Genomic DNA, 11,116 nt, shown 5'->3' with positions numbered 1-11,116 from the left:
TGGGGGTGGGGTCAGCCGTTGCGGGGGCCGGGGAAGGCGGTCGGCCGGACCTCTTCGCGGAGCGACGGGCTGCCCGCCGTCGGCTGGGTCGGCATGGAGCGGGCCGCGGGAACCGTCGGCACCGTGGGGAGGACGGCGCCTACGTTCACCGCGCGGGTCACCGCCGGTTCCGTGCTCCGCTCGGCCTCGGCCGCGGCCTGCGTGGTGGCGCGGCGGGAGCCGTAGCGGCGGTGCACCGCCTGCTTGGTGACTCCGAGGGCGGAGCCCACCGCGTCCCACGAGAAGCCCAGCGACCGGTCGAAGTCGACCGCGGCCGTGACCAGGGTCTCGACACTGTCCCGCAGTTCCTGGGCGAGACGGACCGTCGGGGCTGGGGCGCGTCCGTAGACGACGAAGCCCGTGGAGGGACCGGAGCGGCGCGGGCGGTAGACGTTGCCCAGCTGGGCGGTGAGGGTGCGCAGTGCGTCCACCTGCCGGCGGACCCGCTCGATGTCCCGCACCAGCAAGTGCAGGCTGGCCCGAGCCTGGGCGTCGTGGGTTGCGTGGTCGGCCATGAACAAGCCTCTCGAACCGGCGTTGAGGAGAAAGGATCGGGCCGCTGGTGCGGCCCGTTGGTCAACTCTTTCTTGACCAACGCGTTCGGGGGCCGGTGGTCACGGTATGGGGGCGCGGGGGCATATGCGCGCGCCGTCCCATGAGGTGGCGCGCTGGGGGTCCGTCCCCCCTCCCGGGCACCACCGGTTTCCAGCGGTGCAGGAGGCTGAGCGGGCAATCGGCGGGCCGCGCAATAGACTTGTGCGTTGCCCTGACCAACCCCAGCCGAGAGGCCCGTGTCCGCACATGAAGCTTGTCTTCGCCGGTACCCCCGAGGTCGCTGTTCCCGCTCTGGACGCCCTGCTCGACTCCGGGCGGCACGAGGTGGTCGCCGTCGTCACGCGGCCGGACGCGCCGGCCGGGCGCGGGCGCAGGCTGGTCGCGTCGCCCGTGGCGGAGCGGGCCGAGGAGGCCGGCATCGAGGTGCTGAAGCCGGCCAGGCCGCGGGAGCCGGAGTTCCTGGAGCGGCTGCGTGAGATCGGGCCGGACTGCTGTCCGGTCGTGGCGTACGGCGCGCTGCTGCCCCGGGTCGCCCTCGACATCCCCGCCCACGGCTGGGTCAATCTGCACTTCTCGCTGCTGCCCGCCTGGCGCGGCGCCGCGCCCGTGCAGCACTCCATCATGTCCGGCGACGAGATCACCGGCGCCTCCACCTTCCTCATCGAGGAGGGCCTCGACTCGGGGCCCGTCTACGGCACCCTGACCGAGACGATCCGCCCCACCGACACCAGCGGCGACCTGCTGACGCGGCTCGCCTTCGCCGGCGCCGGGCTGCTCGCCGCGACCATGGACGGCATCGCGGACGGCACCCTGAAGGCCGTACCGCAGCCCGCGGACGGGGTGACCGTCGCGCCGAAGATCACCGTCGAGGACGCCCGGGTCGACTGGGCGACCCCCGCCCTGCGCGTCGACCGGGTCGTGCGCGGCTGCACCCCCGCGCCCGGTGCCTGGACCGGCTTCCGAGGTGAGCGCCTCAAGCTCGTGCAGGTCGCCCCGGTCCCCGACCGGACGGACCTCGCCCCGGGGCAGCTGTCCGTCGGAAAGAACAACGTGTACGCCGGCACCGGCTCGTACGCCGTCGAGCTGCTGTGGGTGCAGGCCCAGGGCAAGAAGCCGATGCGGGCCGCGGACTGGGCGCGCGGGGTGCGGATCGCGGACGGGGAGACGCTCGGGGGCTGAGCCGCCGTCCAGGGCCGTGCGACGTACGCTGGGTGCACACCGCAGACAGAAATCCGGAGCACCTTTACGTGAGCGACACCTCCCGTCGGCCCCGCACGCACGGCAAGCCCTATCGCCGGCCCAAGAAGGACCCCGTCCGCATCCTCGCCTTCGAGGCGCTGCGGGCCGTGGACGAGAGGGACGCGTACGCCAACCTGGTGCTGCCGCCGCTGCTGCGCAAGGCGCGGGAGGGCGCGGACTTCGACGGGCGGGACGCGGCGCTGGCGACCGAGCTGGTGTACGGGACGCTGCGCCGGCAGGGGACGTACGACGCCGTGATCGCGGAGTGCGTCGACCGGCCGCTCAGGGAGGTCGATCCGCCGGTCCTGGACGTGCTGAGCCTCGGCGCGCACCAGTTGCTCGGGACGCGGATCCCCACGCACGCGGCCGTCTCCGCCACCGTGGAGCTGGCCCGGGTCGTGCTCGGCGACGGGCGGGCCAAGTTCGTGAACGCCGTGCTGCGCAAGGTCGCGCAGCACGACCTCGACGGATGGCTGGAGCGCGTCGCGCCGCCCTACGACGAGGATCCCGAGGACCACCTCGCCGTCGTGCACTCGCACCCGCGCTGGGTCGTCTCCGCGCTGTGGGACTCGCTCGGCGGTGGCCGGGCCGGCATCGAGGAACTGCTGGCCGCCGACAACGAGCGGCCCGAGGTGACGCTGGTCGCGCGGCCGGGGCGGGCCACGGCCGACGAGTTGGTGCGCGAGGACGCCGCCGTGCCGGGGCGCTGGTCGCCGTACGCCGTGCGGCTCACCGAGGGCGGTGAGCCCGGGTCGATCGAGGCCGTGCGGGACGGCCGGGCCGGTGTGCAGGACGAGGGGAGCCAGCTGGTCGCGCTGGCGCTCGCGAACGCCCCGCTCGACGGGCCCGACGAGAAGTGGCTGGACGGGTGTGCGGGACCGGGCGGCAAGGCGGCGTTGCTCGCCGCCCTCGCCGCCGAGCGCGGGGCCATGCTGCTCGCCTCGGAGAAGCAGCCGCACCGGGCCGGGCTGGTGGCCAAGGCGCTGCACGGCAACCCCGGCCCGTACCAGGTCATCGCCGCCGACGGGACCCGGCCGCCGTGGCGGCCCGGCTCGTTCGACCGGGTGCTGATGGACGTGCCGTGCACCGGTCTCGGCGCGCTGCGCCGGCGGCCCGAGGCCCGGTGGCGGCGCCGCCCGGAGGACCTCGAGGGCTTCGCCCCGCTGCAGCGCGGGCTGCTGCGGACGGCTCTGGAGTCCGTGCGGGTCGGCGGTGTCGTCGGGTACGCCACCTGCTCGCCGCACCTGGCGGAGACCCGGGCCGTGGTCGCGGACGTGCTCAAGCAGTTCCCGCAGACGGAGCTGGTCGACGTCAGGCCGCTGCTGCCGGGCGTGCCGGACCTCGGGGACGGGCCGGACGTACAGCTGTGGCCGCATCGGCACGGGACGGACGCGATGTATCTGGCGGTCGTCCGGCGCACGGGCTGACGGCCCCCGGGGCCGGGCGGAACATCCGAAGAGCGTCCCCATATCCCGACCGACGCGAACATCCGTGCAGGGACATGGCACGCTTAGGTCATGGCCGCGCAGATCAACCCCAGCATCCTGTCCGCCGACTTCGCTCGTCTCGCCGACGAGGCGCGGGCGGTCGAAGGGGCCGACTGGCTCCACGTCGACGTCATGGACAACCATTTCGTCCCGAACCTCACGCTCGGCGTGCCGGTCGTGGAGTCGCTGGCCCGTGCGACGGACACCCCGCTGGACTGCCATCTGATGATCGAGGCCCCCGACCGGTGGGCCCCGCAGTACGTGGAGGCGGGCGCCTCCTCGGTCACCTTCCACATCGAGGCGGCCGCCGCGCCGGTCCGGCTGGCCAGGGAGATCCGGGCGAAGGGCGCCCGGGCGTCCATGGCGCTGAAGCCGGCGACGCCCATCGAGCCGTACGAGGATCTGCTGCCCGAGCTCGACATGCTGCTGATCATGACCGTCGAGCCGGGCTTCGGCGGGCAGGCGTTTCTCGACATCATGCTGCCGAAGATCCGCCGCACCCGTGAACTGATCGGGAAGCACGGTCTGGAGCTGTGGCTGCAGGTCGACGGCGGAGTCTCGGACGCGACCATCGAACGCTGCGCGGAAGCGGGCGCCGACGTGTTCGTGGCCGGATCCGCCGTGTACGGGGCCGACGACCCGGCCGCCGCGGTGCAGGCTCTGCGCGCCAGGGCGGAGGCCGCGACGAAGCACGCGGCATGGGCGTGCGACCACTGAGCCACGGTTACGTGAACGGCGCCCGTCGGGCGCCCAGCAGGGCTGATCAAGAGCGCCGGATCTGCAAGGATGAACGGCGAATCCAGAGTGTGAACAGCAGTGAGGAGATCGCCGTGTCGGGTATGTCGGCGGGCCGGTCAGCCATGCGGATGGGACCCGCAGAGCTGGTGCAGGCGGCGGCCATGGCCCGCCGCTTCTACCTCGAGGGCAAGTCCAAGATCCAGATCGCGGAGGAGTTCGGCGTCAGCCGCTTCAAGGTGGCCCGGGTCCTGGAGACCGCCCTCGAACGGGATCTCGTACGCATCGAGATCCGTGTCCCGGCCGAACTGGACGCCGAGCGCTCGGACGCGCTGCGCGCCCGGTACGGCCTCAGACACGCCGTCGTGGTCGAGTCGCCGGCCGAGGCCGAGGAGACCCCCGACCCCGAGAACCTGGGCGAGGTGGCCGCCGACCTGCTCGGCGAGCTGGTCAACGAGGGCGATGTGCTCGGGCTGGCCTGGGGCCGGTCCACCATCCACATGGCCGCCGCCCTCGACAAGCTGCCGCCCTGCACGGTCGTGCAGCTGACGGGTGTCTACGACGCCGGGACCGCCGAGCGCGGCTCGGTCGAGGCGGTCCGCCGGGCCGCGCAGGTCTCCGGCGGCGACGCCCATCCCATCTACGCGCCGATGCTGCTGCCGGACGCCGCCACCGCGGCCGCGCTGCGTCACCAGACCGGGATCGCCCGGGCCTTCGAGTACTTCGACAAGGTCACGGTCGCCTGCGTCTCGATCGGCTCCTGGGAGCCCGGCATCTCCACGGTGCACGACATGCTCAGCGACGAGGAGCGCTCCCACTACGCGTCCCTCGGTGTCGCCGCCGAGATGTCCGCGCACCTCTTCGACTCCGACGGCCGCCGGGTCGGACGGGACCTGGGGGAGCGGTGCATCACGGTCAAGGCCGACCAGCTGCGCCGTATCCCCGAGGTCGTCGCGATAGCGGGTGGGCAGCGCAAGGCGGCCGCCATCGACGCGGTGCTGCGGTCGGGGCTCGTCACCAGCCTGGTCACGGACACGTCCGCGGCCGACTGCCTGATGGCGGCCGGGCCGACGCCGCGGCCGGCGCTGAACAGGGCCGATCCGGACGGCCCCTGACGGATGGTCGGACGGGGAGAGCCGTGGTGGCGCGCCGCCATGGTTCGTCCCGTCCGCGACGACGATGGGTGCGGGGATGACGGATCGCGTGGTGACCCTCGACCTCGACGGGGTCACGGACAAGGCGGGCCTGATGGACCGCTGTGCCGCGGCGCTCGAGTTGCCCGGCTGGTTCGGTCGCAACTGGGACGCGCTCGCCGACAGCCTCTCCGACCAGGGTGTCTGGCCCGGGGACGCGGCCGAGCGGGGGCTGCTGGTCGTCGTACGGAACTGGCGGGCGTACGCGCGGGCGCGGCCCGGGGAGTGGGAGACCGCCCAGGAGGTGTTCGCGCAGGCCGCGGACGCGGCTGCGGGGCTGACCGTGGCGCTCGCCCTTGGAGGATCCTCCTAGGCCCCCCTGACCTGCCTGGATGAAGTCACCGGGCATCACGTTCCGGCCGACATGGGACAATGAAGTACGTGCTCTTCTCCCCTGGCTGACCTGTCCGGGGGCCACCTCTGATCGACTGGGATGTGCAGCACGTGCGTTTCCTCAATGACATCCAGCCCTCGTACGACCTGACGTACGACGACGTGTTCATGGTGCCGAGCCGCAGCGCGGTCGGCTCCCGTCAGGGCGTGGACCTCAGCTCCCCGGACGGCACGGGCACCACGATTCCGCTCGTCGTCGCCAACATGACCGCCATCGCCGGCCGCCGCATGGCCGAGACCCTGGCCCGGCGCGGCGGCCTCGTGGTCATCCCGCAGGACATCCCGATCGACGTCGTCACCGAGGTGGTCTCCTGGGTGAAGAGCCGCCACCTGGTCCTCGACACCCCCATCGTGCTCGCCCCGCACCAGACCGTCGCCGACGCGCTCTCCCTGCTGCCCAAGCGGGCCCACAACGCCGGCGTGGTCGTCGACGAGGAGAACCGCCCGATCGGTGTCGTCACCGACCGGGACCTCACCGGTGTCGACCGCTTCACCCAGCTCGAAGTGGTCATGTCCAAGGACGAGCTGCTGCTGCTCGACGCCGACATGGACCCGCGCGAGGCGTTCAACACCCTCGACCACCACAACCGGCGCTACGCCCCCGCCGTCGACGCCGACGGCAAGCTCGCCGGCATCCTCACCCGCAACGGCGCGCTGCGCGCCACGCTCTACACGCCGGCCGTCGACGCGAACGGCAAGCTGCGCATCGCCGCCGCCGTCGGCATCAACGGCGATGTCGCGGGCAAGGCCAAGCAGTTGCTCGACGCGGGCGTGGACACGCTCGTCATCGACACCGCGCACGGCCACCAGGAGTCGATGATCAGCGCAGTCAAGCTGGTGCGCGCCCTCGACCCGCAGGTGCCGATCGTGGCCGGCAACATCGTCTCCGCGCAGGGTGTGCGCGACCTGATCGAGGCGGGCGCCGACATCGTCAAGGTCGGTGTGGGACCCGGCGCCATGTGCACCACCCGGATGATGACCGGCGTGGGCCGGCCGCAGTTCTCGGCGGTGCTGGAGTGCGCCGCCGAGGCGAAGAAGTACGGCAAGCACGTGTGGGCCGACGGCGGTGTCCGGCACCCGCGCGACGTGGCGATGGCGCTGGCGGCCGGTGCCTCCAACGTGATGGTCGGCTCGTGGTTCGCCGGGACGTACGAGTCGCCGGGCGACCTCCAGCAGGACGCCGACGGGCGTTTCTACAAGGAGTCGTTCGGCATGGCGTCCGCGCGTGCGGTGGCCAACCGCACGTCCGAGGAGTCGGCGTACGACCGCGCCCGCAAGGGCCTGTTCGAGGAGGGCATCTCCACCTCCCGGATGTTCCTCGACCCGGCCCGCCCCGGCGTGGAGGACCTGATCGACTCGATCATCGCGGGCGTCCGCTCCTCCTGCACCTACGCCGGCGCGGCCTCCCTGGAGGAGTTCGCCGAGAAGGCCGTCGTCGGTATCCAGAGCGCCGCCGGCTACGCCGAGGGCAAGCCGCTGCACGCCAGCTGGAACTGAGTCAACTTCCCTCCGCACGGCCCCCGTTGTCCCGCCTCGGGAACACGGGGGCCGTTCGGCGTGTCCGGGCACCCGTCGGTGCGCCGGGTGGGGCGGGGCGGCGGTGGGCCGGCCGCGCGCAATGGTTCACAGCCGCCGTGCAACGAACACCCATCGAGTCCGGAGGAACGCAATGATCTTGCAGGTATACGCAAGGTTGCTGCATTACACCGGCAACGCCCCTGCTCATAGGCTGTCGCCTCGTACGTGGCGTGGCGGGGACCCCGCTCGGTGGGTCCCCTGACTTCAAGGGGCGCCGCCCGTCCCCGTCGGCCTGACCGGCAGCAACAAAGGAGCCAGCGCGTGCTCGACCAAGGCGCACCCCCGCAGCACAGCAGCCAGACCGACCCCCCGTCCCCCGGGGTCGGCGCCCGTCTGCTGCGCCGTAAGCCCGTGGAACGCCTGGTCGCGGAGGGCGGCCAGGGTGAGGGAGGCTCGCTGCGGCGCTCCCTCGGAATGTGGCAGCTCACCATGATCAGCATCGGTGCCACCCTCGGCACCGGCATCTTCGTGGTGCTCGGCGACGCCGTTCCCGAGGCCGGCCCGGCGGTCACCCTGGCGTTCGTCATCGCGGGTCTGACGGCCCTGTTCTCGGCCCTGTCGTACGCCGAACTGGCGGGCAGCATCCCGGTCGCCGGCTCCTCCTACTCGTACGCTTACGCAACGATGGGCGAACTCGTCGCCTGGGTCTGTGGCTGGTGCCTGGTCCTGGAGTACGGCGTGTCGGTCGCCGCCGTGGCCGTCGGCTGGGGCGAGTACCTCAACGAACTGCTCGACGGGACGATCGGCGTCACCATCCCGTCCGCGCTGTCCTCGGCGCCGGGCGAGGGCGGCGTCATCAACCTGCCCGCGCTGATCGTCGTGCTGCTGGCGATGGTCTTCCTGCTCGGCGGCGTCCGTGAGTCCGCCCGCGCCAACACGATCATGGTCGCGGTGAAGATCGCCGCGCTGGTGCTGTTCTGCGCCGTCGGTTTCATGGGCTTCAAGTCCGGCAACTACGCCGACTTCATGCCGCTCGGCATGGCGGGCGTCAGCGCCGCGGGCGCCACCCTGTTCTTCTCCTACATCGGCTTCGACGCCGCCTCCACCGCCGGTGAGGAGGCCAAGAACCCCAAGAAGGACCTGCCCCGAGCGATCATGCTCTCGCTGATCATCGTCACCGCGCTGTACGTGCTCGTCGCGGCCGTCGCCGTCGGCGCCTGGAACTGGACCAAGTTCGAGGGCTCCAACGCCTCCCTCGCCGCGATCATGAAGGACGTCAGCGGCCAGAGCTTCTGGGGCACCCTGCTCGCGCTCGGCGCGGTCATCTCCATCGCGAGCGTCGTCCTCACCGTCCTCTACGGTCAGACCCGCATCCTCTTCGCGATGTCCCGCGACGGCCTGGTGCCCAAGGCGCTCGGCAAGGTCCACGAGAAGACCGGCGCGCCCCGTCTCAACACCGTGATCGTTTCCCTGTTCTGCGGTGTGCTCGCCGCCATGATCCCGCTCGGCAAGCTCGTCGACGCCACCAGCATCGGCACGCTGTTCGCCTTCGCGCTGGTCAACATCGCGGTGATCGTCCTGCGTCGCCGGCGGCCGGAGCTGGAGCGCACCTTCAAGGTGCCGTTCGGGCCGGTGCTGCCGGTCCTGGGCTTCGCCTTCTGCGCGTACAACATGTTCAGCCTCGACACCGTGACCTGGGTGGTCTTCGGGTGCTGGATGGCCGCCGGTCTCGTGTTCTACTTCCTGTACGGCTACCGCCGTTCCCGTCTCGCCGTACCCGAAGCGAAGTGAACCACCCGCAGTGCTGAACGATCTCGACGAACGCATCGTGCACGCCCTCGCCGAGGACGCCCGCCGCTCCTACGCGGACATCGGGCAGCTCGTCGGCCTGTCCGCGCCGGCCGTGAAACGGCGCGTGGACCGGCTGCGCGCCACGGGCGCCATCACCGGGTTCACCGTCCGGGTGGACCCCTCGGCGCTCGGCTGGGAGACCGAGGGGTTCGTCGAGATCTACTGCCGCCGCAACACATCGCCGGAGATCATCCAGCGGGGCCTGGAGCGTTACCAGGAGGTCGTGGCCGCGTCCACCGTCACCGGGGACGCGGACGCGATCGCCCAGGTCTTCGCCTCCGACATGCGGCACTTCGAGCGGGTCCTGGAGCGGATCGCCGGCGAGCCGTTCGTCGAGCGGACCAAGTCCGTGCTCGTCCTGTCGCCGCTGCTGCGGCGCTTCTCCTCGGGTTCGCCCACCTGATCCCGGCGCGCGGTCTACCATCGCTTGCATGACCTGGCGACATTGACCTTCACCCGCCCCTGAGCCGGGCGTCCGGCGACTGACCCGGACGCTGTACGGCTACGCCTTCCTGGACGACTTCGTCCTGCTCTACCCGGTCTACGCCCTGCTCTTCGGCGACACCGGGCTGTCCCTCGGGCAGATCTCCTCCCTCTTCGCCCTGTGGTCGGTCAGCGGTGTGCTCCTGGAGGTTCCCTCCGGTGCCTGGGCCGACGCCGTCTCGCGCCGGCTGTTGCTGGGTCTCGGCCCCCTGCTGACCGCCGTCGGCTTCGCGCTGTGGGTGCTCACCCCGTCGTACTGGGCGTTCGCGCTCGGGTTCGTCCTCTGGGGCGCCGGTGGGGCGCTCGGCTCCGGTGCGCTGGAGGCACTGGTGTACGAGGAGCTGGACCGGCTCGGCGCGGCCGACAGCTACGCCCGGGTGACGGGCCGGGCGCGTGCCGCGGGCCTGGTGGCCGTGATGGCGGCCATGGGGCTGGCCGGGCCGGTGCTCGCGGTGGGTGGATATCCGCTGGTCGGGGCGGCGAGCGTGCTGACCTGTCTGCTGACGGCGGCTGTGGCGACCCGGTTCCCCGAGCACCGTCGGAAGACCTCCGAGGGCGACGGCTGGTCGACCACCCTGCACGCCGCCCGGCGCCCCGGGCGCCCGGTCACCGCCGCCCTGCTGCTCGTCGCGGCCGTCGGCTCGGTGTGGGGCGCGCTCGACGAGTACACGCCTCTTCTGGTCCGCGACACGGGCGTACCGGACTGGGCCGGCCCCTGTCTGCTGCTGCTGATCTGGGCGGGGGCCACCGCCGGCAGCCTGCTCGCCGGGCCCGCCGAGCGCCTCGGCACGGCCGGGTTCGCGGGCCTGCTGGCCGGTTCCGCGCTGGCCCTCGCGGTGGGCGCGCTGGCCCGGTCGCCGGCCGGTCTCGTGCTGGTGGCCGTCGCCTTCGGCGGCTTCCAGCTGGCGAACGTGCTGGCCGACGCCCGGCTCCAGCGCCGGATCGAGGACGGCGCGCGGGCCACGGTCACCTCGATCGCGGGGCTGGGCACCGAACTGGCCACGGTCGCGGTGTTCGGCGCCTACGCGGCGATCGGCTCGGCGACCGGGCACAGTACGGCCTTCGCCGTGTTCGCTGTGCCCTACCTGGTGACCGCCGCGCTGGTGGCGACGGCCCGGCGCGGACGCGCTCGGTCCTGGAGCGGCGGCCGCCAGGGCACCACGGCGAAGTCGCCGGCGCCTCGTGCGACCTTCTGGAGAAGGTGACGTCGTCCCCGGCCGAGCGGTGGAGCCCGGCGGCGCCGACGAGAACGACCGCCACGCGCCGCCGGCGGCTCCCTGCTGTGCTGCTCACCGGCGGCGGCCAACGACCTGGCGGCCGGTCCCGCGGTCCCGGCGCTCCGGCCGCGGGCAGCAGCGCCGCACCCAGCACGGTGATGGTCGTCCTTTCCGCAGGTGAACCGGACGACGGACATTCTCGCGGCGGTGCCCCCGAGCCACATCCGCCCGGAGTCGGCACCGCGTCCGCGCCGCGCGGCGCGGACGTGCGGTGGGGAAGCGGAGGGACGTACGACCGGGCGCGCAACGAATCGCCGGGTGACGCGGAACCGACGCAACAATCCGGCCATCAGCGCGCAACGGCTCCTCCTTGTCCGGCGACGCCCGCCGCCCGTACGGTCTACGT

The 11,116-nt window shown here is 72.5% G+C and carries 10 protein-coding genes; 9 read left to right on the top strand and 1 reads right to left on the bottom strand.

Going from position 1 to position 11,116, the window contains the following annotated elements:
* Positions 1–11: 11 nt before the first annotated feature.
* Entirely contained in the window at positions 12–554 is a 543-nt protein-coding gene (locus tag ACFV6X_RS21820) for a hypothetical protein (RefSeq protein ID WP_385385862.1), read from the bottom strand.
* Positions 555–840: 286 nt separating this feature from the next.
* Between ACFV6X_RS21820 and fmt the strand changes: the two genes are divergently transcribed.
* The 9 genes from fmt to ACFV6X_RS21775 all read left to right on the top strand — a co-directional run bounded on the left by fmt (position 841) and on the right by ACFV6X_RS21775 (position 10,698).
* A complete protein-coding gene (gene fmt / locus ACFV6X_RS21815; RefSeq protein WP_385385860.1) occupies positions 841–1,773 on the top strand; it encodes a methionyl-tRNA formyltransferase in 933 nt (310 codons plus the stop codon).
* A 68-nt stretch (positions 1,774–1,841) separates the two neighbouring features.
* Positions 1,842–3,260 (top strand): RsmB/NOP family class I SAM-dependent RNA methyltransferase, encoded by a 1,419-nt coding sequence (locus ACFV6X_RS21810; protein WP_385385858.1) that lies wholly within the window; start codon positions 1,842–1,844, stop codon positions 3,258–3,260.
* A 90-nt stretch (positions 3,261–3,350) separates the two neighbouring features.
* Positions 3,351–4,037 (top strand): ribulose-phosphate 3-epimerase, encoded by a 687-nt coding sequence (rpe, locus tag ACFV6X_RS21805; RefSeq protein ID WP_385385856.1) that lies wholly within the window; start codon positions 3,351–3,353, stop codon positions 4,035–4,037.
* An 89-nt stretch (positions 4,038–4,126) separates the two neighbouring features.
* Positions 4,127–5,170 (top strand): sugar-binding domain-containing protein, encoded by a 1,044-nt coding sequence (locus ACFV6X_RS21800; RefSeq protein WP_365449195.1) that lies wholly within the window; start codon positions 4,127–4,129, stop codon positions 5,168–5,170.
* Positions 5,171–5,246: 76 nt separating this feature from the next.
* Positions 5,247–5,561, top strand: coding sequence for a barstar family protein (locus tag ACFV6X_RS21795; protein WP_385385854.1), 315 nt, complete (start codon positions 5,247–5,249; stop codon positions 5,559–5,561).
* A 131-nt stretch (positions 5,562–5,692) separates the two neighbouring features.
* Positions 5,693–7,138: a GuaB1 family IMP dehydrogenase-related protein gene (locus ACFV6X_RS21790; RefSeq protein WP_385385852.1), complete on the top strand. Its 1,446-nt coding sequence runs from the start codon at positions 5,693–5,695 to the stop codon at positions 7,136–7,138.
* Positions 7,139–7,480: 342 nt separating this feature from the next.
* A complete protein-coding gene (locus tag ACFV6X_RS21785; RefSeq protein WP_385385850.1) occupies positions 7,481–8,950 on the top strand; it encodes an amino acid permease in 1,470 nt (489 codons plus the stop codon).
* Positions 8,951–8,960: 10 nt separating this feature from the next.
* Positions 8,961–9,413 carry an Lrp/AsnC family transcriptional regulator gene (locus ACFV6X_RS21780; RefSeq protein WP_385385848.1) on the top strand — a complete coding sequence of 151 codons (453 nt, stop codon included), beginning with the start codon at positions 8,961–8,963 and terminating at the stop codon, positions 9,411–9,413.
* A gap of 79 nt (positions 9,414–9,492) precedes the next feature.
* On the top strand, positions 9,493–10,698 hold the full coding sequence (locus ACFV6X_RS21775) for an MFS transporter (RefSeq protein ID WP_385385888.1): 1,206 nt from the start codon (positions 9,493–9,495) through the stop codon (positions 10,696–10,698).
* Positions 10,699–11,116 lie beyond the last annotated feature (418 nt).

The sequence above is a fragment of the Streptomyces sp. NPDC059861 genome (genome assembly GCF_042731435.1).
In the GTDB taxonomy this organism is placed as follows: domain Bacteria; phylum Actinomycetota; class Actinomycetes; order Streptomycetales; family Streptomycetaceae; genus Streptomyces.
The sequence above is the reverse complement of the archived record's forward strand: the minus strand, read 5'-3'. Positions and strand labels throughout refer to the sequence as shown.

What these genes read in the sequence shown, in the direction of transcription:
- ACFV6X_RS21820 (WP_385385862.1), bottom strand. Translation starts at nt 554, where the DNA reads ATGGCCGACCACGCAACCCACGACGCCCAGGCTCGGGCCAGCCTGCAC.
- fmt (WP_385385860.1), top strand. Translation starts at nt 841, where the DNA reads ATGAAGCTTGTCTTCGCCGGTACCCCCGAGGTCGCTGTTCCCGCTCTG.
- rpe (WP_385385856.1), top strand. Translation starts at nt 3,351, where the DNA reads ATGGCCGCGCAGATCAACCCCAGCATCCTGTCCGCCGACTTCGCTCGT.
- ACFV6X_RS21795 (WP_385385854.1), top strand. Translation starts at nt 5,247, where the DNA reads ATGACGGATCGCGTGGTGACCCTCGACCTCGACGGGGTCACGGACAAG.